This is a genomic window from Prosthecobacter debontii (assembly GCF_900167535.1).
Taxonomy (GTDB): domain Bacteria; phylum Verrucomicrobiota; class Verrucomicrobiia; order Verrucomicrobiales; family Verrucomicrobiaceae; genus Prosthecobacter; species Prosthecobacter debontii.
The window spans coordinates 32856-56193 of record NZ_FUYE01000014.1; the positions used below are offsets into that span (position 1 = coordinate 32856).

Annotated in this window: 18 protein-coding genes; 7 read left to right on the top strand and 11 right to left on the bottom strand. The window is 58.5% G+C overall.

Annotated features, from left to right (window positions below):
- Positions 1-8: 8 nt before the first annotated feature.
- The gene (locus B5D61_RS18175; RefSeq protein WP_217699013.1) at positions 9-911 is read right to left on the bottom strand and encodes a TIM barrel protein; all 903 of its coding nucleotides are present in this window, start codon (positions 909-911) and stop codon (positions 9-11) included.
- Between the two features lie 36 nt (positions 912-947).
- Entirely contained in the window at positions 948-1811 is an 864-nt protein-coding gene (locus B5D61_RS18180; protein ID WP_078814855.1) for a sterol desaturase family protein, read from the bottom strand.
- Positions 1812-1919: 108 nt separating this feature from the next.
- On the opposite strand from B5D61_RS18180, the gene B5D61_RS18185 reads away from it, so the two are divergent.
- Together B5D61_RS18185 and dnaG are read left to right on the top strand one after the other, a co-directional pair.
- Positions 1920-3224, top strand: coding sequence for an MFS transporter (locus B5D61_RS18185; protein WP_078814856.1), 1305 nt, complete (start codon positions 1920-1922; stop codon positions 3222-3224).
- A gap of 63 nt (positions 3225-3287) precedes the next feature.
- On the top strand, positions 3288-5105 hold the full coding sequence (dnaG, locus tag B5D61_RS18190) for a DNA primase (RefSeq protein ID WP_078814857.1): 1818 nt from the start codon (positions 3288-3290) through the stop codon (positions 5103-5105).
- 234 nt (positions 5106-5339) lie between these two features.
- Here dnaG and B5D61_RS18195 read toward each other — a convergent pair whose 3' ends face one another.
- The 5 genes from B5D61_RS18195 to B5D61_RS18215 all read right to left on the bottom strand — a co-directional run bounded on the left by B5D61_RS18195 (position 5340) and on the right by B5D61_RS18215 (position 13026).
- Positions 5340-6725, bottom strand: coding sequence for a DUF1565 domain-containing protein (locus B5D61_RS18195; protein WP_139373351.1), 1386 nt, complete (start codon positions 6723-6725; stop codon positions 5340-5342).
- 89 nt (positions 6726-6814) lie between these two features.
- Positions 6815-8353, bottom strand: coding sequence for a 4-alpha-glucanotransferase (gene malQ / locus B5D61_RS18200; protein WP_078814859.1), 1539 nt, complete (start codon positions 8351-8353; stop codon positions 6815-6817).
- Positions 8354-8695: 342 nt separating this feature from the next.
- Positions 8696-11209, bottom strand: coding sequence for a serine/threonine-protein kinase (locus B5D61_RS18205; protein WP_078814860.1), 2514 nt, complete (start codon positions 11207-11209; stop codon positions 8696-8698).
- 381 nt (positions 11210-11590) lie between these two features.
- Positions 11591-12079, bottom strand: coding sequence for a hypothetical protein (locus tag B5D61_RS18210; protein WP_078814861.1), 489 nt, complete (start codon positions 12077-12079; stop codon positions 11591-11593).
- A 38-nt stretch (positions 12080-12117) separates the two neighbouring features.
- Positions 12118-13026: a hypothetical protein gene (locus B5D61_RS18215; RefSeq protein WP_078814862.1), complete on the bottom strand. Its 909-nt coding sequence runs from the start codon at positions 13024-13026 to the stop codon at positions 12118-12120.
- 144 nt (positions 13027-13170) lie between these two features.
- On the opposite strand from B5D61_RS18215, the gene rimO reads away from it, so the two are divergent.
- Both rimO and B5D61_RS18225 read left to right on the top strand, forming a co-directional pair.
- Positions 13171-14523, top strand: coding sequence for a 30S ribosomal protein S12 methylthiotransferase RimO (gene rimO, locus B5D61_RS18220; protein WP_078814863.1), 1353 nt, complete (start codon positions 13171-13173; stop codon positions 14521-14523).
- Positions 14524-14746: 223 nt separating this feature from the next.
- Entirely contained in the window at positions 14747-15091 is a 345-nt protein-coding gene (locus tag B5D61_RS18225) for a hypothetical protein (RefSeq protein WP_078814864.1), read from the top strand.
- A gap of 449 nt (positions 15092-15540) precedes the next feature.
- Here the strand turns inward: B5D61_RS18225 and B5D61_RS18230 are convergent, their stop codons facing one another.
- Complete coding sequence (locus B5D61_RS18230; RefSeq protein ID WP_078814865.1) at positions 15541-16218, bottom strand: transposase; 678 nt, start codon at positions 16216-16218, stop codon at positions 15541-15543.
- Positions 16219-16491: 273 nt separating this feature from the next.
- On the opposite strand from B5D61_RS18230, the gene B5D61_RS18235 reads away from it, so the two are divergent.
- A complete protein-coding gene (locus B5D61_RS18235; protein ID WP_078814866.1) occupies positions 16492-17661 on the top strand; it encodes a class I SAM-dependent rRNA methyltransferase in 1170 nt (389 codons plus the stop codon).
- Positions 17662-17751: 90 nt separating this feature from the next.
- Here B5D61_RS18235 and B5D61_RS18240 read toward each other — a convergent pair whose 3' ends face one another.
- On the bottom strand, positions 17752-19632 hold the full coding sequence (locus B5D61_RS18240) for an ABC transporter ATP-binding protein (protein ID WP_078814867.1): 1881 nt from the start codon (positions 19630-19632) through the stop codon (positions 17752-17754).
- A gap of 154 nt (positions 19633-19786) precedes the next feature.
- On the opposite strand from B5D61_RS18240, the gene araD reads away from it, so the two are divergent.
- Together araD and B5D61_RS18250 are read left to right on the top strand one after the other, a co-directional pair.
- Positions 19787-20485, top strand: a complete 699-nt coding sequence (gene araD / locus B5D61_RS18245) for an L-ribulose-5-phosphate 4-epimerase AraD (protein ID WP_078814868.1) — start codon at positions 19787-19789, stop codon at positions 20483-20485.
- 60 nt (positions 20486-20545) lie between these two features.
- Positions 20546-20836: a DUF2442 domain-containing protein gene (locus B5D61_RS18250; protein WP_078814869.1), complete on the top strand. Its 291-nt coding sequence runs from the start codon at positions 20546-20548 to the stop codon at positions 20834-20836.
- An 18-nt stretch (positions 20837-20854) separates the two neighbouring features.
- Here the strand turns inward: B5D61_RS18250 and B5D61_RS18255 are convergent, their stop codons facing one another.
- Complete coding sequence (locus B5D61_RS18255; protein WP_078814870.1) at positions 20855-22249, bottom strand: right-handed parallel beta-helix repeat-containing protein; 1395 nt, start codon at positions 22247-22249, stop codon at positions 20855-20857.
- A 69-nt stretch (positions 22250-22318) separates the two neighbouring features.
- Positions 22319-23338 carry an SAM-dependent methyltransferase gene (locus tag B5D61_RS18260; protein ID WP_078814871.1) on the bottom strand — a complete coding sequence of 340 codons (1020 nt, stop codon included), beginning with the start codon at positions 23336-23338 and terminating at the stop codon, positions 22319-22321.

Here is a 23338-nt window from a genome sequence, read left to right on the forward strand (position 1 = left end):
GTTCAGCCTCACACATCACACACCATGGCCGCGTGGCGCAGGGCCAGGATGGGGTCATCCCAGGTCGGGATGAATTCATGCGCCACGTAGTCGTGATAGTCGATGTCCAGCACGGCCTTCATCACGGCGGGGTAATTGATCTCCTGGTTTTCATCCAGTTCACAGCGGCCCGGATTGCCAGCGGTGTGGATGTGGCCGATGGCCTCCTTATGCTGATGCAGGCGGCGGATCACATCGCCATTCATGATGCTGACGTGGTAGATGTCGAACAGCAGCTTGAAGTTCGGGCTGCCGATCTGGTGGATCAGGTCCACGCAGAAATCCACGTCATCGCCGAAGTAGCCGGGGTGCCCCTTCATCGGGTGCGTGTTATCGCGGCTATTCAGATGCTCCAGGACGAGGGTGATGCCCTTTTTCTCGGCGTGGGGCAGGACCTCTTTCCAGGTATCCAGGCAGTTCTTGATGGCCTGGTCCCGGTCCATGCCCTCGAACTTCATCCCCGTGAAGGTAATGACCTTTTTACAGCCGACATCGGCCGCCACATCAATGCTCTCGGTGAGGCTTTTCACGACTTCATCATGGAACTGGGGATTGCACGGGCCTTTGGCAAAACCGTGAGACCCCACCAAGCTGATGCCGAGGCCCAGCTTCTTCACCTCGGGATACAACTTCTTATCGATGCCCTCGATGCCGACGAGGCCGATGTCTTTGGCATGCTGGGCCAGCACCAGCATATCCATCGGCTTCCAGCACCAGCCCATGAGCGTGTGTTTGATGCCGCTGTTCTTGATCTTGTAGGTCGGGTCCGCCGCCGCTTTATCGATCGACACCGCCGAGGCGCGTTGAGTCAGGGCCACGCCAGTGGTGGCGGCGACAGCGGCAGAGGAGCGAAAAAAGGAACGGCGATTCATGAGACGAAAGAGAACGCCTCATGAAACCGGAAACCATCACCGCTTTGCAAGTTCGGAATGAGGGGAAACTCCAGCCTCCGAACTTTCTTCCCTGCCCTGGGGCTGCATCAAACGACGCACCGGTTCCCAGAGCTGCCCTGGCAGATGATTCGGAAACGGCTCGGTGATGCCGAAATCCTCCGGCACTTTTCCGTGGGGCAAGTAAAGCGTGCCAAACAACCAATCCCAGAACGGGAACAAACCCGCGAAGTTCTTATCCCACGCCTCGCGCTGACGGCTGTGATGCCAGCGATGAAATAACGGTGTGGCGATGACATAGCGCAGCGGCCCAAAGCCCCAATCCACCCGGGCATGCAGAAAGATGGCGTAAAGGGTGAAGAACGGCGCGGTGGAGAGAGTCACCCACGGATTGAAACCCAGCAGGAGCAGGGGCGTGACCTGGATGAACTTATTCACCAGATCATTCACCGGATGCACCCGCACACTGCTCAGCCAATCCAGATCCTCCGAGCTATGATGCACCGCATGGAAGGGCCACCAGCGACCGCGATGAAACAGCCGATGGCTCCAGTAGGCTAAAAGATCCGCCAGAGGGTAAATCATCAGCCCCTGCACCCACAAGGGCAGTCGTGAAACCGGCCCAAATCCCGAATACGATTGCTGGCGGAAATCCTCCACGCTCGCCACCCCACACCAGACGAGCAGCGCCGCAGGCAGCAGGATGCCCAGCTTGGACAGCACCTTGGTCACGAAGGGAGTGAAGAAGAAGTAACTGACATCCGTCCACCAGCCGCGCCGGATCAGCGGGCCCCGGGCTCGTCCCAGGACACGCTCGATGACGAGAAACAAAACCGAGAGCAGCAGCAGACCGATGAAAGTGTTTTTCAGTGAAGGTGACATCACCGGGGCCTAACGAGAGACGTATCCCGGCGGTAACGTGGAAAAGCCTGCATCTGCACTTTGCCACACCTGCCGCTCTGAGCCACCGTTGCCCGCCCTCTCCCGCTGATGCCTCTCAATGCCCGTCTTTTCATTTGGTTCCGGCTGCTCTTCAACTGCCGCTTCTACTACCCCATCTTCACCGTCCTGTTTCTGGACTTGGGGTTGAGCATCGGGGAGTTCGCCGCGCTGAATGTCGTGTGGGCGCTGACCATCGTGCTGCTGGAGGTGCCTTCGGGGGCCTTGGCAGATCAGATCGGACGCCGGGCCCTGGTGGTCGCATCAGGCTGGCTGATGGTGGCAGAGATGGCGGTGCTGTGCCTCATGCCGGTGGGGAATCATGATGTGGTGCTCTGGCTCTTTGTGGTGAACCGGGTCCTCAGTGGCGCGGCGGAGGCGGCGGCGAGCGGGGCGGATGAAGCCTTGACCTATGATTCCCTGCCCCCCGATGAACGCCCCACGCTGTGGCCGCGCATCATGGCGAAGCTGAGCCGTGCCTCGGCCATCGGGTTCATCATCACCTCCATCAGCGGTGGTCTGCTGTATGATCATGGCAAGGTCAGCGCGGCCCTGACTTGGCTTGGGTTTGCCGCTCCCGACCGGGCCTGGACGATGAAAATCCCCCTGGTGCTGAATTTCATCGCCGGGGTGGTTTGCCTCCTAGTCACCCTGCGGATGACGGAACCTCCATCGGAAACACCCGCCCCGCGCCAAGGCTGGTGGCCGGAGGCGAAGCAGGCCTTCCTACGCATCTGGGAAACCGGTGGCTGGATCTGGAAAAGCCAGGCCGCCTTCACCCTGATCCTCCTGGGTGTGGTCTTCGACAGCATCATTCGCCTGTTCCTGACCGTCACCAGTAACTTCTATCGTCTCGTGGGCGTCACCGAGGCTTGGTATGGGGTGATCGGCACGGTTTCCTCCCTGCTGGCGCTGGCCAGCTCAGGACTCATGGAGCGGATGACGACCCAGGGCAGCCTGCGGGGAAACTTCATCTGGCTGACCCTGGCCACCTTTGCGGGGCTGTGCTTCGCCGCCTATCCGCAGCCCGGCTTTGTGGGCGTGGCGCTGGTGGTGCCGCTGATGCTGAGCATGCGTTTCCTCCAGTTTTTCCTCTCCTTTTACCTCAATGAGATCGTGGACTCCACGCGCCGCGCCACCGCCCTGAGCTTTCGCGGCCTGACCATCAATCTGGCCTATGGCCTGATGACCCTGCTGTTTGGCTGGCACACCCAGTGGTATCAGCATCGCCTGGACCTGCCTGCCGAGGATATCCGCGCTTTTGCCGCCAGCCTGACGTGGTGGCCCTGGTGGTTTCTCGGCACCTTGGCCGCCGCGCTGCTCTGGATTCGTCTGCGTCGGAAAGCGGCTGTTTGAATCCCTGACATGCCCTCCTCTTGCATCCGGGTCGCTCCCCTTCCATGATGGTCACCCCCTGCTATGGCCCGTATCCCGGAAGAAACCCTTCAACAAGTGCTCGCGGCCACGGACATCGTGGACCTGATCGGGCGCTCGGTGAAGCTGCGCCGTGCCGGGACGAACTGGGTGGGCCTCTGCCCCTTCCACAATGAGAAGTCGCCCTCGTTCAATGTGCGCCCCTCCACCAACAGCTATCACTGCTTTGGCTGCGGCGCAGGAGGCAATGCCTTCCGCTTCATCATGGAGCATGACGGGCTGACCTTTACCGAAGCGGTGAAACGCCTCGCCGATAGCGCCGGTATCCGCATCGAGGAGGAAGTGTGGGATGCCAATGCCGAGGCCATCGCCAAGCAGCGCTCCGCCCTCATTCGCGTGCATAAAGAAATCGCCGAATGGTATCACCAGTTGCTGATGAAGCACCCGATGGCCGATGCCGCGCGTCAGTATCTGAAAAGCCGTGGCATCACGGCCGAGGTGGCCAAGCGCTGGCAGCTCGGTTTTGCCCCTGCGCAAACCCAGCCACTGCGGGAATGGGCGGCCCAGCACAAGTTCGGGGCCCGTGTCCTCACCGATGCTGGCATCCTCGCCACCCGCGATGACGGCAGCGCCCCGTATCCGCGCTTCCGCAACCGGCTGATGTTTCCCATCCGCAATGAAAACGGTGAGGTCATCGCCTTCAGTGGCCGAGTGCTGGAAGCCGATGCGAAGACGGCCAAATACCTCAACTCTCCCGAGACCCTGTTATTCAATAAGAGCAAGGTTCTCTTTGGCTTCGACAAATCCCGCCGCGCGATTTCTAAAGCGGGGCAAGCCGTCGTCTGTGAAGGCCAGATCGATACCCTCATGGTCTTCGAAGCCGGAGTGCAAAACGTCGTCGCCGGGCAAGGCACTGCCTTCACCGAATACCACGCCAAAGCCCTCAAGCGCCTCGCGGATGAAGTCGTGCTCTGCTACGACTCCGACAACGCTGGTTATAAAGCCGCCGAACGTGCTTTCCAGGCCCTGGTGCCCTATGGATTGATCGTCAAAGTCGCCTCGCTTCCCCAGGGGGAAGACCCCGACTCCTACATCCGCAAACAAGGCGTCGAGGCATTCACTCAGCTCATTCATGAAGCCAAGGACTTCGTGGATTATCAGCTCGCCAGCGTCGGAGCCCGCAAGGACCTGACGGACATGCGTGAACGCATCAAATTTGCCGAAGAGATGGCAGAGAACGTCAAACTCTTCGACACGCCCCTGGCTCAAGAAACCACCATTCAACGCGTAGCAACCAAACTGGGCATCGCGGAAGACATCATGCGCAAGCTGGTGAAGCGGGCACAGAAAGGGAGCACGCCCAAAGCGAAGGAAGCGAAGAATGAAGCCAAGCCTGGAGAAAGCCTGCTGGCCGCGCAAAACCCCATCGCGCTAACCTTGTGCCGACTCTGCATCGCCGAACCGGAAGTTCTCCAATGGATTCGGGCCAATGGCGACCCCAGCATTCTTCAGGATATCTCGGGCACCGACCTTTTATCACGCCTTTGGTTAGCCGATTACGACCCCTTCAATCAGGAAGCCTTCAACAGCTTCCTCTTCACGCTACCCCGGGATGAGGAAGCCGCACTTACTCAGGTGCTGCACATGGCTCCGCCACCCGGCCAGATCGAAGAGGCGCGACAAGCTTTGAACATCCTTTCCATCACACGCCTGCATCAGCATAAACAGCGCCTGCAAACCCAGCTCAAACAACCCGGCCTCACGCCGGATGAAGCGTCCGAAATCCAACGCGAGATCATCGAGCTGCATCAAGAACTGACGGAAGCGCAGAAAGCCGTCGGCAATTCCATGAAGACAGGGTAAAGCCTGCATCCTATTCACGGTCACGGACTGCTGCGAAAGTGATGCGGCCACTCTTGGCCGCAAGGAAGTCAGAGCGAAAGACATTTCGGAAGAAGTCGTGTCAAGAACCTTGGACGGACTGCTATAGAACGCAGCAATCTCGTTTCTCTCTCGGCCTTCGATTGCGGCCAAGAGTGGCCGCATCACTTCTCCCGCGCCATCCAATCAGATGGATGATTGTTCAAAGAACTTTACTCAGTCGGAGGCCTTTTGAAAGGCTGCCGCCTTGCTTTGAATCTCAGCGAAGCTCGGTATATCGGCACCGATACCCGGCTTCACCTCTGTTGCTGAGGCCCACACTGAATCGGATTCATTGACCTCCGGCTTCTTCTGATACGCTGCAAATCCCGCTTCCGTCACTTGCAGCGGTCCTTTGCGCAAACCTTGGAGGTCATAGTGATTGGAGACCCCTTTCCAGGTGGCTTCATTGAAGATCTCAAGCTGCGGTTTGTCAGGGCTGCCTGTCAGGACGCTGCGAGTGAGGCTCACATCGGCTCCGGCAGCCGCCAAAAAGTTAAGCCCCTCAAAGGTGCAGTTCTCAGCCTCCAGCACGGCATTCCGAGTGACTTTCACATCGCCCTTCAATCCTGGCTGACGACGCACAAACACGTTTTTGAAACTCGCACGACATAAACGCGCAGGGTCACTGCCAATGTGTTGAGAGATCGTCACCGCCAGAGTCGCTTGGCTCTCCACCCAGGCATTTTCCAGGCTGTGGGCAGCATCTCCCAGAAAGAAAACGTCATGCCCGTGACAGCCGCCGATATAAACATTCTTGTAGTGAGTGACACTGGCCCCCACATCGCATAAGCCGGTGGAGTTGCCGATGCTGACAAAGCCATCGATCCGGCACTCCGCCGTTTCATGGGCGCTGAAACCATCGTCACCGCACTCGATGGAGGCAATGTTTTCATACACGGTGTCGATCTGATCCCCATGGACATTGAAGCCGTCATTATATACATGCGTGGCCGTGAGGTTACGAATGACGACATGCGCGCCCTTGCCCGCCAGGGCGACCCCGTTGGCCCGGACGGGTATCCGAATATTGGCCGCAGCCAAAGGCCGATCCACGGGGAGCTTCACATAAAAGGCGTCTTCGGCTTCGACATAAGTCCATTCATCCGGTTGCAATTCCTCCACCTTTTTCAAAGGCGTGCGGATGCCTTTGGAGGAACGTCCCATGCGGTTTACACGGCCATCCCAGAGGAAATACCAGCGCATCAAAATCGCCGCATCCATGCGTGGCAAGAGCTTTACTTTACGATAGAGCCCCTGGCCGAGAGACTCCCACTCCTCAGCCTGCAAGGCATCGCTCCCATCAATCACCGCGCCATGTCCATCCACCGTGATAGGCTTCCCAGGCAGGCCCTGCTTGCCATTTAAAACCACACTCTCGGCATAGGTGCCGGGGGCTAGATGCACGGTGTCTCCAGGTCCCGCTAACTTAACGGCCCGCGCAATGGTGCGCACGGGAGCTTGAACACCATCATGACGGTCATCTCCCTTCACGGGATCCACTTGGATGGCCCATGCTGGGAGACTGGCGAGAACACAAAAGAGAAAAGGAACGAACTTCATCAAACAAAGGCGAGAAACAAAAAAACGCAGGAGCAGGCGGCTCTCAATCAAAAGACCGGATGTAGCCACCTATCAGGCGTTAAGACGGATCAACAACGCCCCGTTTCCCGGGTAATCGCCAGCATGGTGGCTTCCATCTCTTCGGTCAGTTGATCCCAGGTGAAACGCCAGCTCCAGAAGTCGCCCATCTTGCCCGGTGTATTCATGCGGGACTCACTGCCGAGGCCCATCAGATCCTGCAAGGGGGCGATGGCCATGCGGGATTGAGATTTCCAGACCGCCTTGATAAAGTCCCAATGAAGCTGTGAGCCATCGGTCTTGGTATAACCAAGAATGGTTCGGCGTTCCGCCTCGATCATCTCTGCCGTGCGCGTGCTATCATCACTCACACCGCTGTGAAACAATCCCTGCACCGTATCGTTGTCGTGCGTACCGGTGTAACCCACCGATTCATCGGGATAATTTTCGGGGATGTAATCTTCGGACAAGCTGTCTGCCCCGAAAGCGAACTGCATCACTTTCATGCCCGGGAAACCGTGGCGCAGACGCAGCTCGGTCACGTCGGGGGTGATGATGCCGAGATCCTCGGCAATGACCGGGACCTGATCGCCCATTTCACCTTTCAGAGCCTCAAACAAAGCGTCACCCGGAGCGCCGACCCAACGTCCGTTCACCGCAGTGGGTTCATTGGCGGGGATTTCCCAGTAAGCGGCAAAGCCACGGAAGTGGTCAATGCGAACGATGTCCACCATCTCCAGAGTCTTACGCAGACGGGACTTCCACCAGGCAAAGCCCTCCTCTTCATGGGCACTCCATTTGTAGAGCGGATTGCCCCAACGTTGGCCCGTGGCACTGAAATAGTCCGGCGGCACCCCAGCGACCACGATGGGGTTGCCACGTTCATCCAACTCGAAGAGATCCGGTCGAGCCCACACGTCCGCACTGTCGTGAGCCGTAAAGATGGGGATATCGCCGATGAGTTGAATGCCAAACTCCTGCGCCCTTGCCCGCAGCTTCTGCCACTGACGGAAGAAGAAGAACTGCTCCACCTTGACCTCTTCGATCTCACTGCTCAGGCGCACCATGGCATCAGCCATCGCCTCAGGCTGACGCATCGCCAGTTCAGGAGCCCAGTCATTCCAAGAGCGCCCGCCTTGATCCGCCTTGATGGCGATGAACATGGCATAATCATCCAACCACTCGGCCTCCCTTTCACAAAAGGCTTCAAACGCCCGCTCCAACAGCGGGCTGGAATTGCACTGCATGATGAAACGCTGACAAGCGAGCCGCAAGAAGGCTGAACGCACTTCCTGTGCGGCGATAAAATTGACCTTATGATCCGGAAATGACGGCACCATGGACAGGTCGTGAGGCTTCAGCACGCCATCATTGAGCAGGGAGTCAAAGCTGATCATCAGAGGATTGCCCGCAAAGCTGGACAAGCTCTGATACGGCGAAGCTCCGAAGCCCGTAGGACCGAGCGGCAGCATCTGCCAGAGCTTCTGCCCCATGCGGTGGAGAGACTCTAGCCAAAGGTGAGCCTCGGGCCCGATCTCCCCAATGCCAAATCGCCCCGGGAGCGACGTAGGATGCAATAGAATACCGCTGGAACGCTGGATGGAAAACATGAGGTTGGAGAGGGATAGGAGAGAAGGCGGGCGGGTTCAACCATCACCTGGAGTGTGTTTTTAAATTGGGGAAGAGCTCGTTGAGTCAGAACGGAGGCCAGGGCAAGACGCGAGCGCCGTGCCTGTATCCTCTGCGATACAGGCCCAGCGAAGCAACGCCGCAATGGCCTTCGTTCTGACTCAACCCGGAGGGCCCGTGAGCGAGGTGCCGAATAGCTGCATTGAACGCCTCGGAGCTATGTTTCCATAGCCCCATCGGCATTCGCCTTGCTCTTCAACACCTTCTCTCGGGCGAGCCTCACCCGAATTTAAAAACACACTCTAGCACGAACCGCGCCTGACTTACTGTTGCACCACACCTTCGGTGGTAATCGTTTTCCACTCCAGCATCTGCTCCTGGAAAACGACTTTTCCGGTGTCTTTTTGCCACTTCTCACAGGCATTGATCAGCCCTTGGCAAAGAGAGCGTTTGTAACGTGGGTCGGTGGTGACAGCCGGCTCCGTCTGGCATTGCTGCCACAGCAGTACGGCATCCCGCTCAAGGTCATCGTAAAGATTCAACAGCGACTCCAGCCGCACGATTTGAGACAGCTCATAGATCCACTTGCCCCGATCCGTGTTGTGCAGCCGCTCACGCTCCATGCACTCACGCCGGAAGGCCAGTGCTGATTCATACTCATGCGCGGCCTCGCGGACTTCAGCCGCAGCTCGGAGCGCACGGGGCATCGACAGATCATTGCCATGAGCGCGGGTGATCTGCAATGCCTCATCGGCTGCCCGAAAGGCATCCAGCGTGCGCTTGGTCTTCATGTAATGATGCGCCACCTCGATCCAGCGGCCGACAAGAGAGTAATGCTCAGCACCGCCTTGCAGTGAATTCAGCCGGATGGACTCCTCCAGATGAAGAGCCGCTTGCTCATAGTCTTGCTGTTTGGCCTTCACTCGTGACAGCGTGCGCAGTGCCAGGGATCGGCCTGTGGCTTTTTCTGGTGGCAAGTGGGCCATGAGCTGGAGGACTCGCTCGCAGTTTCTCTCGGCCCCAGAGAGCTCCGCCATGCCAAGCTGGATATCCGCCATCAGCAGCAGAGCCGCCCACGACGTTTCTTTTCCTCCACCCGCTCCCTCTCCCTGGGCGGCAATCAACGCCAGCCCTTCCTTCCCCCGCCCCTGGCGAGCCAACTCACGCGCGTGGTATCTGGCCACTTCATGACGTTGCTCGTCATATTTCGGTCCGAGATCCTGCCAGGCTTTCTCCAGCAAGGTATAAAGCCTGAGCGCTTCGGGTTTGTCGCCGACATCACAGACAGAGCGTGCGACTTTTAACAGCACTGTCAGCGTGCGGGGATCATGCTCACCATAGAGGCCCTTGAGCACGTCATACTGCTGCTGCACCAACGGCAGAGCACTTCGGTAGTCGCCCATGGCCATGAGAATCTGGGCCTGCCGATCCAGCAACTCGGCTTGCAGCTCGGGCTCGCCTTGCAGGAGCTTCACCTCCTTGACACTTTCATTCACCGCCAAGCGAAGAGCTTCTGGATTCTTGCCTTTGGCGACGAAATCCCCAGCCTGCTCCAGAAGTTTGGTCAGATACTCGTTCAGCGCTTCCGCTTTGCGGGATTGACTCTCCGCCAAGATTCTCAAGCGATCCGCATTGCCTCGGGCTTTCGACTCTTGCATGAAAGCATAGGTGCTGACCGCTGCGAGAATGATGAGGTTCGCGCCAATGATCCCCCCGAGGGCAAAGGCGGCGCGGTTTCTGCGCACCAGTTTCTGCAGCCGATACCAGCGGTCGGGTGGCCGGGCGCTGATGGGTTCATCATCCAGATGACGACGCAGGTCATCCGCCAGAGCGTTGGCAGAGTCATAGCGGCGTTCCGGGTTTTTCTCCAAGGCTTTGAGGATGATCCAGTCGAGATCTCCAGCCAATTGCTCGGGCACCGCAGGAGAATGCTTGCCGATGCCACGCCGCTGCCGGGCACGTTGGCTCGGTTGCATGGGCTCCACCTCGTAGATGCGCTGAAGCATCGCGGTGATGGAGGTCTTGCGCGTCTCCGCATCCCCCTCCAGAGGAGGAACCCCTGTGAGAAGTTGGTAAAGGATAGCTCCAAGCGAATAGACATCCACACGGACATCGACGACCTCCCCGCCGAGTGCGGCCTGTTCAGGGGCCATGTATTCGGGCGTGCCTAACACCATGCCTCGCACGGTGCAGGCCATGCTTTCAGGGCCGCCCGACTCATCCGTCAGCGCTTTGGCGATGCCAAAATCAATGATCTTCGCCACGGGGCCGGTGTCACCGGTGGCCACGAGCACGTTCGAGGGCTTCAGATCCCGATGCAAAACCGCCCGCTGATGGGCATGCTGGACCGCCCGACAAACATCCAAAAAGAGTTCGATGCGTTGGCGGAGGGTCAATCCCGCCTCCTCACAGTAGGCCGTAATGGGGCGTCCATTGACCAACTCCAAGACGAAATAAGGCCGCCCGAGAGGGGTCGTGCCGGCATCTAACACCACGGCGATGTTGGGATGCGACATGCGCTCCAGAGCCCGACGCTCCGCTCGGAATCGGGATAAGACCGCCAGAGAATCCATCCCTGGCCGGATAACTTTCACCGCCACGGTCCGCCGGATCGGCTGGGTCTGTTCCGCCTGCCAGACGATACCAAATCCCCCTTCCCCCAGCTTCTTGACCAGGGTGTAACTTCCGATCACATCCCCCGCCTTCTCCATGCTTTCCATGGGCAGGAGGTCGTCCATCTCATCGTCCAGAGCGAGATCCAGCATGGCCAAGGCCTGATGAGTCGGCGGAGCCAACCCTTCCAGGGCGCGAGTCGATGATGGGCTGGCAGAACTCATGAATGAAGACAACAGCAAGAGACAAGACGGAAATACCTCGCTCCGTCTTCACTCAAAATGCAGCGAGGACGGACTTGCTGTGAGACTGCATTAAACAGCAAGTCTGAGGGTATGTTTGAAAATTCGGGAAGAGCTCGTTGAGTCAGAACGGAGGTCAGGGCAAGGCGCGAGCGCCGTGCCTGTATCCTCTGAGATACTGGCCCAGCGAAGCAACGCCGCCATGGCCTTCGTTCTGACTCAACCCAAAGGGCCCGTGAGAAGGTGCTGAATAGCTGCGTTGAACGCCTCGAAGCTATGTTCCCATAGCCCCATCGACGTTCGCTTGCTCTTCAGCACCTTCTCACGGGCGAGCTTCTCCCGAATTTTAAAACACACCCTAGGCTAAAATCCAGCTTTTTGCAGAAACAGATCCAATTGCTGCTGGAAAAGCGGGATGTCTTGAGGAGGGGGCTGATACCCCTGAGGAGCCCCACTGAGACCCAAGCGGCCCATTTGATCCAGAAACCAAGAAGCATTCTGCCCATCGCTAAAGACGACTTTGCCACTGATCAGTGCCCCAGGAATGGCGATTTGGTCCGTGGTCATTTCCAGACTCCCCGGTGCGGAGGACTCATCATCCGCCAGTTCCACCTCGGCGTCTTCAGCGTCCAGATTCGCCTCCGGCACTGGAGCCGTCTCGGCCACTTTCTCTGGCTCACGAGGTTTGTCTTTGATCCGCACCCCGACATCCAGCATCAGCAGACGGGCATCGAGATAGGTCAGTGTGATTCCGAACTCGGTCTTCAAGCGATCCTGCACTTGATTGAGGGTGGCTCCATCAGCGGCCCAAATTTCGACTTGGGCGAGTTGTTCGGGGGAAAGTTGAGGCATGAGTAGGTAAAGAAAGAGAAAAAGGGCTCCGAGTCAGCTTAGTTTTTCATGGAGCCGATGACCACCGAGGACAGCTTGGCGGCTTGATCCGCCAGAGCTTTGACCTGGGCTTCCGTGAGGGGTTTGTCTGCGGGCAGATCCAGCATCGGAACCAATTCCTTAAACCCATCCCGAAGAGATTTGAGCGCCTCGTTGTTCTGAAGGCGCGGACTCAGGTGCTCCAGACTGGCCAGATAGTATTCGGCAATGTCCTTGCGCAGCAGGCGCAGCGTTTTTTCAGGCGTGTAGTTATCCTGCACGCTACGGGTAGCGATCTCAAAAGCGCGCAACCAGCCACCCAGACTGACCAGGTGAGCGATGTCCACATCCCGAAGCTGGACCATCTCAGCCTCCACATCGGCCTGAGTCTTCGCCAGTTCCGTGCGCAGTTTATCCCACTCACCTTCGATGCTGTGCTCAAAGAGGCTCTGCGTGTGGCGATTCATGCGACTGCCAGTGCCCAGCACCTTGGCATATTTAATGAGAGCCCGCCCCACATCTTCCATGGCTTCGACTTTCTCACACTGAACGATGAGAAAACCGTCTGCGATGAGGCTGCCCAGGCCGAGGGAAACCAAGACGCGATCTGAAGGCGTCTGGCGACTGATCGGGCGCTTCAGCGCATCGTAAGAGAGCTTACCCAGGCCATCGAGCATCTCAAAAAGCTTGCGGATGCTCGGGGTGGTGAACTGATTAACCCCGAACTCCTCGCGCACGTGCTCATCCCCGAGCAAATCATCCGGGATAGCCATTCGCTGGCCCTCCTGACCCGGTAGCGGCGGCACCGGCGGTGCGGGGGGAGCCTCAGGTGCGGGAGGAGTCTGCGCCCAGCCGACCACGGCCAAAGAAAGTGCAGCGAGCAGACCTGCAAAGCGGGCGCGGGCGAGGAATGGGCGGGCGGGAGACATGATTATGGATGATATACGTGGGTGAAGCGCAGATTTCCAGCGATTGCTATTCGTCTTTGAAATCCGACTTGGAGGTCCACTTTCCCTACCCAAAACCATCTTCTTCTTTCCTCTCGGCTTTTTTCCCGTATTTTGCTCCCCCCTATGATCAAAGTCGGTCTCGTCTCCCTCGGCTGCGCCAAGAACCTCATTGACTCCGAAATCATGGTCGGCCACCTCCAGCAGGCAGGCATGACCATGACGCCCGAGGCTGATCTGGCAGATGTCCTCATCATCAATACCTGCTCCTTCATTGACATGGCCAAGAAGGAATCGGTGGGAGCCATTCATGAAGCCGTGGATGCCCGCGAGGAGCAGCAGAAACGCAAGAAGCAAAAGATCATCGTCGCTGGCTGCCTGTCCCAGCGATTCAAGGATGAACTGCCCAGCCTGATGCCCGACGTGGACGCCTTCATCGGCCTGGACCAGATCACCCAGGTGGCCCCGATCATTCAGGGCCTGATGGGTAAGGAAGAGCAGGAAAACCTCGTCACCAAGGGGCCTCAATACATCCCGGACTACGACACCCCGCGCTTCCGCCTCACGCCGAAGCACTTCGCTTACATCAAGATCGCGGAAGGCTGCAATCATCCCTGCTCCTTCTGCATCATTCCCCGCATCCGGGGTCGTCACCGCAGCCGCACCCAGGAAAGCGTTATCAAGGAAGCCCGCCAGCTCATCGAGAGCGGCGTGAAGGAGATCAATCTCATCTCTCAAGACACCACTTACTTCGGCATGGATAAGTGGGAAGGTGAGCGCCCGAAACCCCGCAGCGGCGTCGATTCCACCAAAGGCGAATCCCTCTCCACCCTCATTCGGGAACTCAACGCCATCCCCGGCGACTTCTGGATCCGCCTGCTTTACACCCACCCCGCGCACTGGAGCGACGACCTCATTCAGGCCATCGCGGAAAGCCCCAAGGTGGCCCGCTACATTGACATGCCGCTCCAGCACATCAGCGATAACATGCTGACCCTCATGCGCCGTGAGACCGATGGCGCCTACATCCGCAATCTACTCAAGCGCATCCGGGCAGGCGTCCCCGACATCGCCATCCGCACCACCTTCATCGTCGGCTTCCCGGGTGAAACGGAGGCGGATTTCAATGAGCTCCTCCAATTCATCGAGGACGAAAAATTCGAACGCGCCGGGGTCTTCAACTACTCCCGTGAGGAAGATACCCGCGCCGCGAAGATGGAAGGTCAACTCCATCACATGACTCGCAAGGCCCGCTGGAATGAAGCCATGCGCGCCATCCAGCGCAGCGTGGAGCAGGTGAACCGCGCCCAAGTCGGTCGTAAAATGCGCGTCCTCATTGAGGAACCCGGCGTCGCTCGCAGTGAGATGGATGCACCGGACATTGATACCACGGTCTTCGTGGACAAGACGCTCCCCGTCGGCAGCTTTGCCGAGGTGACCATCAAGGACTGGCGTGGTTACGACCTCGTCGCCAACTAGGACTCGCCGCCTAACAAGACCCTCACGAAGCCAGGAGGAACCTATCCTTCTGGCTTTTTGCGTCTGGGGGGTGGTCGCTCAGGGAAGCAACGGCCACCTTCATCGGATGGCAGGATGGTATTTTCATCCTATCACTCGACTCATCGCCCCATCCCATTCGCCCGTGGAATCAAAGTTGCTGATTCGCAGGACGGTCTCCAGACCATCATCTCCACGACCGACCATGAAAAACCTCCTGCCTCTCCTCCTTCTCGCGATCGCCACCTGCGCCACTCAGGCTGCCGAACTGCACCTGAAGCCCGCTGACATCGAGCGCCTGGAACTCAGACTCACCTATGAAACCAAACCGCAGGTGCGTGTCTATTTCCAAGGGGACAAATTGGAAGAGGTCCAAGACGTGGTCGAAAACAATCTGGGCAAACCGATCTCGATCTACATGAACGAATCCTTGATCGTGGAGCCCACCCTCAAGGAACCGCTCAAGGCCAAGCTGCAATACCTGACCCTCACCTTCGCCGACTTTGCCACCGCAGCCCAAGTCGCCCGAGGTTTTGTGCCGACAAAGTAGCGCCGTTGGGCTCCAACGGCTCAACGAACTCTCGCTCCTTCTCAAACCCAGTTGGAGCCCAACTGGACGACGATTGCTGCGCCAGCCCTCAAGTAGCGCCGTTGGGCCCCAACGGCTCAACGAACTCTCGCACCCTCTCTAACTCAGTTGGAGCCCAACTGGACGACGTTGCTGCGCCAGCCCTCAAGTAGCGCCGTTGAGCTCCAACGGCTCAATGAACCCTCGCATCTTCTCAAACCCAGTTGGAGCCCAACTGGACTACGTTGCTGCGCCAGCCCTCAAGTAGCGCCGTTGGGCCCCAACGGCTCAATGAACTCTCGCTCCTCCTCAAACCCAGTTGGAGCCCAACTGGACGACGATTGCTGCGCCAGCCCTCAAGTAGCGCCGTTAGGCTCCAACGGCTCAATGAACTCTCGCACCCTCTCTAACTCAGTTGGAGCCCAACTGGGCTACTTGGGAGCGCAACGAGGCTCCTGCTGCCCCTTACTCCACATCCGATACGAGCCCTCGCTTAACTTGGCTTTACCAGGATTATCGAGGATGTAACGACGAAACTTCTCCAGGCTAGCTTCGCTACGCACAAGGTGATCGAAGCTTTCCCACTGCCAGAACTGTCCTACGCGATTCAACCGTTGGTTGATGCGTTTGGCTGTATAGTTCTTCCAGTTCCGACACAGCGTCTTCAAAGCCCCGCGCCCTGGCACGCCGACCAAAACATGCACATGGTTAGGCATCACAACCCAAGCCTCCAGCTCATAGGGATGACCATTTTGATGCTGGAGATTTTCCGCAACGATTTCACTCACGTTCGGATCACGTAACACACACTCTCCGTGACAAGCATCCAGCATCCGATGCCAACGCTCGGTATAGCGCCGGTAGAATTCTCGATGTTCGGCTTCAGGGAGTTTTTCAAGATCTCGCTGCCAATCCTCCTGGGCAGGATCAATGCCATGGTCAGTCAACCACTGGCCTCGCTCTCTTAGCCATTGATCCAACACGGTTGCCGGAATCGAATCTGCCGTGCGCCAGGTCAGGAAGTAATAAGCATCCCGCTGCTCCCAATGCGGAAGGTTCCTCCGACTCACCTCCACGTCAGACGCTGGATCGAAAAAGTGGAACTTCATGTCATGTCGAAAGTTATGAAGGGTCCGGCAGAGCGCAAGCGCCTCAAGTAGCGCCGTTGGGCTCCAACGGCTCAATGAACTCTCGCTCCTCCTCAAACCCAGTTGGAGCCCAACTGGACGACGATTGCTGCGCCAGCCCTCAAGTAGCGCCGTTAGGCTCCAACGGCTCAATGAACTCTCGCATCTTCTCTAACCCAGTTGGAGCCCAACTGGACTACTTGCTATCCCTGCAAAGCCAGTGCATGGAAAGGGTTCGTTTCCCCCTTCCCAGCCATGCCTACTCTCTCCATCCAGCCGCGCGCGCGCATTTTTCACGGTCACGTCTGGGTTTATGCCACGGAGATCAAGGGACGATTCGGAGATCCTCAGCCTGGCGACGTGGTTCAGCTTCAGGATGCACGAGGCAAGCCCATGGGCAGCGCCATCTACAATCCCAAGTCGCAGATCAGCGCACGTTTGTTCTCCTATCGCCGCCAGGACTTGGATCTGGATTTCTTCATCCGCCGCATCGAGCGTGCCCTGAAAAGCCGGGAGGATGCCGGTGTCGATACCAGCCTCTGCCGCATGGTGTGGAGTGAGTCGGACGGCCTTCCCGGCGTAGTGGTGGATCGTTACGGCGACCACCTCGTCCTGCAAACTTTGACACTCGCCATGGCTCAACGGCAGGAGCTCATCATCGAAGCCCTGGTGAAAGTGTTTTCCCCGAAGGGCATCGTCCAACGCAATGAAGGCGGTGTCCGCAAAGCCGAAGGGCTGGAGCAAATCAAAGGCACGGTGTATGGTGAAACCCCAGAACCTTATGTGGTGCGGTATCAGGGCAGCGCCTTCCATGCCGATCTCATCGAAGGACAAAAAACCGGCCTGTATCTCGATCAGCTCGATAACTATCAACACGCTGCCCGTTTGGCCAAAGGCCGCCGTGTCCTCGACTGCTTCACCAATCAAGGCGGCTTTGCCCAAGCCTGCGCCCTGGCAGGTGCCAGCGAAGTGACCGCCGTGGACATCAGTGAAAGCGCCGTCGCCCTGGCGGAAAAGAACGCCGCCATCGCAGGAGCCAATATCAAGTTCATCGCCGCCAACTGCTTTGATTTCCTCAAGCAGCAGGAATCCAGCGGAGCCACCTACGACCTGATCATTCTCGATCCGCCTTCCTTCACGAAGACCAAAGCCAGCGTGAAGGACGCCATGCGCGGCTACAAGGAGATCCATCTGCGTGCCATGAAGATGCTGCAACCCGGCGGCATCCTGGCCACTTACAGTTGCAGCCATCACGTGAGCAAAGGGGAGTTTCACGCCAGCATCGAAGACGCTGCTGTGGATGCGAAAAAGACCCTGCGCCGGGTCGCCACTTACACGCAACGCCCTGACCATCCGATCCTGGCCACGATTCCTGAAACGGAATACCTCACAGGCTATGCCTACGAGGTCGTGGCCGCTTGGTGATGGATCGCTGTCAGGGTGGTGTCGCGGAGACAAGGGAAATTTCCTCTTGTCTCCTTGCGACCCCACTCAAGGCCACATCGCCAGTGCGGCTTACTCGTTGAACTGGAGCGAGTAGAGCTTCTGATACAAGACGCTGGTCTTCAGCAATTCGCTGTGGCTGCCCACGGCATCCACCTGGCCGTCCTTCATGACCACGATCTGATCCGCCTCCATGATGGTGGAGAGACGGTGTGCGATCGCGATCACGGTCTTCCCTTCGGACAGGGTGTGAATGGCTTCCTGAATGATTTTCTCCGTCTCGGTATCCAGGGCACTGGTCGCTTCATCCAGCAGCAAGATCGGAGCATTGCGCAAGATGGCACGAGCGATGGACAGTCGCTGCTTCTGCCCGCCTGAAAGGTTGCAACCCGCATCCCCGACCACGGCGTCGTAACCGCCTTGGATCTGCTGGATGAATTCATGGGCATGAGCCTTTTTCGCTGCGGCGAGGATCTCCTCATTGGTCGCGTCCAGGCGGCCATAGCGGATATTCTCCCGGATCGTGTCGTGGAAAAGGAAGGTGTCTTGACTGACCAGGCCGATGTTGTCCCGCACGCTGTCCTGAGTCACCGTCTTGATATCGATGCCATCCATGAGCACCCGCCCGGAGGCCGGATCATAAAACCGCAGGAGCAAGGAGAATAAAGTGCTCTTGCCAGCGCCGCTGGGGCCGACGAGGGCATAGAATTTTCCTGGGGCGAGTTCCAGATGCACCCCCGTCACCGCCGCACGCTCCAGCGGTTTTCCATCAATGTTGCTGTAGGAGAAGGACACATTCTCATAGGTCACCGCACCTTTGATGCGTGGCAGATCAGGCGCATTCGGTGCATCCTGAATATCGGCGGCGCGATCCAGCAGGTGCACCACTTTGTTCACGGCGAACACCGTCTTCTGCATGAGCATGTTGACCTTGCTCAGTTCCTTGGCCGGCGGGTAGATCTTCGTCAGCGCCATCACCAGCACGATCAGCTCGCCGGCACTGCGTTGCTGCATCCAGAAATACACCAGCCCTGCCGCGATCCCGATGGAAGCCACAGATTCCACAATCGGGCCCACCAATTCGGTGGCCCGGGTCCAGCGCAGCATGTTCTGAATCATCGTGCGGTTGGCCCTGTCAAAACGCTTCACCTCATAGCTCTCGCGGGCATAAGCTTTCACCAGACGAATCCCGGTGAAGGACTCATGCATGGTGGTCATCATGGTCCCCACTTCTTTTTCTTCACGCGAGCCCGACTTCCTCACACGCCGCCCGATGGTGATGATGGGGGCCAAGCAAAGCGGGAAGATCACCAGCGACATCAAGGTAAAGAACCAATCCTGCGCGAACAACACATACAGGATGGCAATGATGGTCAGGGGGCGATTGGTCAGCAATTGCACAAGCTGGACCGCGTTCGTCTGGGCCACGCGGGATTGGTTAAACACCGTCTGCATGAGCTCCCCCGCCTTGGTATGGCTAAAGAAAGCCGGAGACTGCCGCAAGATGCTGCGAAACACGTCGCTGCGAATGTGAAACAGCATCTTAGCGCCCACCCAGGCCAGGCAGTATTTGTTCAGATACTCCAGGAAACCGTTGATGAACATCAGCACTGGGATGCAGGCACAGGCGAAGATGACCCCCCAGAGCCCCACCTTCGTATCGTTGGAGAAACCCAGGAGCTCGGCAATGTTCACCTCCCCCAAAATCGGCACCTTCAAGGGCTCGCCCAGGGTCTGCGAACCACCATCCAGGACCAACTGGAAAATCAGGGAGATGGCGATGATCAGCACCCCATTGAAGGCGGCGGCGCCGATCCCCAGCACCACCCCCAGAATGAAACGGCCCAGCCAGGGCTTCAGGTAAACCAGGATGCGACCATAGGGCATCTTCAACTGCGCGATCTCGGCATCCGTCATCTGAGACGGGTTCTTCGTAGGGAGGGCTTCGGCCATGTGGGGAAATGGGACAATCCACCGCCAAATTCTTGGCTGGGGGTGGAACGCGTAACACGGCCTTGGCAGACCGTCGAGACGAAGTTCATCCTTGCCAAATCCAGATTGTCATTCTTGAAAAGCGCTCTCGACCGCTCCAGAACATCCCCTCGCCATGACTCTCTCCGACCTGAAACAGCAAGTCTGTGATGCTAACCGTGCCCTCCCCGCCAGTGGTCTCGTGCGCCTGACCTGGGGGAATGTCTCCGGCATCGACCGTGTTTCAGGCTTGTGGGCCATCAAACCCAGCGGCGTGGATTATGACGCGCTCACCCCGGATGATATCGTGATCCTCGATCTCGAAGGCCACGTGGTGGAGGGAAAACTGCGCCCCTCTTCAGATACCAAGACCCACCTCCATCTCTATCGCGAGTTTCCTGAGATCGGCGGAGTCACCCACACCCACAGCCTGCACGCCACCGCTTTCTCCCAAGCTGGGAGCGAGCTTCCCTGCTACGGCACCACGCATGCCGATCACTTTTATGGCACCGTCCCCGTGGTGCGTGCGCTCACGCCGGAGGAAGTGGCCGCAGACTATGAGCATTACACGGGAGTGGCCATCGTCGAGCGTCTCCGCGAATTGAAGCTCAGCCCTTTGGAGATGCCTGCCGTGCTGCAGCTTCATCATGCCCCCTTCACCTTTGGCAAAAACGCCCAGGATTCCCTGAACAACAGCATCGCCCTGGAAATGTGCGCCCAGATGGCCCTAGCCACCTTCGCTTTAAACCCAAGCGTCACACCGATTCCCAGTCACATCTTGGACAAGCATCACCTCCGCAAGCACGGCCCGGGGGCGTATTATGGGCAGAAGTAAGCCCTACATGCCAGAGGAACGAATCGCCTTAAAATTACTCCTCTAATATAAAATGGCTCTATGCCTGCATCCTTGACCACTCTTTCAGCATGCGACATTACCCGAGCCCGGGTGACAGGAGACCATCAGATTGCCGTCCGGTTTCGTGACGGTGTAGTCGCAGAGTTAAATCTATCCGATTGGCTTTTGGCGCAAACAGGCCCGATGGTAATGCCGCTTCATTCTCCGGCGTTTTTTGCCGACATGGACATTGATGACGGTGTCTTGACTTGGCCTAACGGCTACGACTTAGACCCAGTCACCGTTCGGCATTGGGCTGAACACGGTGCCTGTGAAAAAGCTGATCAGTAACGACTGAGTGGCCCTGCCTCACTCCACCTTCTTGCCATTGCCCAGCAGGTTAGCCCCGATCTGGTTATCGTTCCCTCCGATAAGAAGCAGGGAGGGTTCTTTGGACTTCTTGTCCCCTTCCCGGTCGTCGCGGATGAGGTTATCGCTGATCAGGCTCTGCTGAACCGACTCCAAGCGCAGGCCCGCGCCATCGCTATCCAGGATGCTGTTGCCCGTGATCATGAGACGGCGACCGTCTTGCACATCCACCGCAGCACGCTGGCGCACGACTCCGGCGATGATGTTGCCCGAGATAGAGCTGTCTGAGCAGCCTTTGAAAACCAAGCCATTATTCTCGGAGTTGTCGAAACCATTGACCAGATAGCGTGGGTTCCGGTCGAAGTTGTTATGGCTGACGATGAGGTGCTCGCAGTTCTCCGCCAGGATATCGTGCTCAAAGCCCTCCCAGAAAGTATTGCCGCTGATCACCACGCCCCGGGATTCCTTCACCTCGATATTCACCCGCACGTCGCTGAACACATTGGCGGTGATGGTGACGTTGCCTTCTCGGGTATGGGCACGACCCACCCGGCGCTCCAGGTTGGGATCGGTGCCTGCGCCGAGGATGCGGATATTCGCTGAACCGGGAGCCTTACTGGTGTGCTGGAGCGTGCAGCCCGTGATGGCCACCTCGCCGATGGACCCGCCGGTGGAGTCTAGCTCAACATTGGCGGAGGGTGGCGAGTCGGCGTGATGGTTGCCCTCGATATCGCAGGTGCCGATGTGCAGGTTGCGCACATTGCCGCCTCGGGAAACCACACCGCCGCCTCGGTTGTAGCTGATGTGGCAGCCGACGATGTTGATCTGGTGGAGATTGACGTTGTCGAGGAAGACCCCGATGCCGGTGTTATCGTAGAGATGGCAGTCGCTGATCAAGACATTGCGATTGCGCGGCGTGAGGATCACGGCATGGCGGCACTTGCTCACCACCACGCGATGCAGCGTGACCTGCATGGTGCCGCCAATGGAAAAAGCATCCGCCTCCGGATGAGCGCCAAAGACCTCAAGCCCACTGATCATCGGTGTCCGCTCCTGCTCCCACACCTCAGGCTTCAGGGATGACGGTGCGGCAGTGCCCTCATGGTGCCCGATGATCTGAAAGGCCGGACCTGCCCCACTCATGATGAACCGCGCCGTGCCATCGCTGGAGAGAGCCGCCAGCCCCGTCTTGGAGAGATCCACGGCGATGGTGCGGCTGAGCTTGTAGGTGCCTTTGGGGAAAAGCAGGCTGCCATGCTCATTGACGGCTTTTTGGATCGCTGCCGTATCATCGGTTTTACCATCTCCCGTGACGCCGAGCGTCAAGACATTGGTTTGAGCCTGCACCTGCAACCAAGCGGTGGAGAGGAGGAACAGCGAGAGGAGACGAATCATCTCCCTAGAACGTCGGAGACCCCGACTTTTCACATACCATGATGCTGCCGAGGAGTGGTTTTGTGTGCATCAGCGCCGGTCGTTTTCAGCCCAAGAGACGAGGGTGATCTCTCGGCGATTGGCGGGAAGCTGCCTGACATCGACGGGGCCAGGAGCCCAGCGCCGAACGCGGTCGATGATCGTCGGCAAACTGGCCTCCACCTGAGGAGTATTCAGCTTCAGGGTCAGGATGAGCCCGGCCGGGCGCAGCCGTGAGGCGAACTTCTCGGCATATTGGCAGACCACCCGCGGCTCCAGGTTCATGTCCGAGGCCAGCACATCGACCTGCCGAGGCACCATCTCACGCTGGAGATCCCCAGCAGACACCCGGAGATGATGAAAGGTGGGATAAGCCAGCACTCGGGGGTCCATCGCCCCAGTGTCCACCCCATAAACCGTCGCTCCGTGATCCAACAGGCAGAGGGAGCCCCCGCCCGGCGCACTCCCCAGCTCCAGCACCGTGGCTCCGGCCAAGGCGGAGTCTTTTCCCAACCAGCGCAGCGCCTGCTCCATCTTCAGCCAAGCACGCGAGGGAGCCGCCTCAGGCAGAGCCACGCGCAAAAGCTCCTCCACATCGGGAAAAGCCCCGTCCCTATGGTTTCGCACCCCGACGAGCCAAGGCTCAGCCACCGTGCCGACGATAATATCCAGCACCGTCTCACCCGGGCTCGCCCGTCCGCCATGGGGCACGGCCAAGGCCTCGGCCAGCTCCCGGCCCAGAGTGCTCACTCGCCCCCAGGTTTCTTCGGAGACGCCTTCCTCTGGGGCCTCACGCGGTAGCACCTGCAACCGCTGCGGGGTGATACCTGCGGCTTGAACGAGGCTGACAACCTCGCCCACGGTCGTGGCCTTCCCCACCGTCCTGCCCGCAACCAAGGCAAACCCGGAATCGAAAAGGGAGGTTTCAGCCCCGTCCAACGCCTTCCAGGTGATCAACTGCGGGCGCATGAAAGCGGGGGTCAACTGCCCTCCCAGCCGCACCGCCACATCCCGTTTCAGGGCAGGCTCAGAACCAGATCGGCAGAGGGCATAAAGGAAGGTGGCGGACAT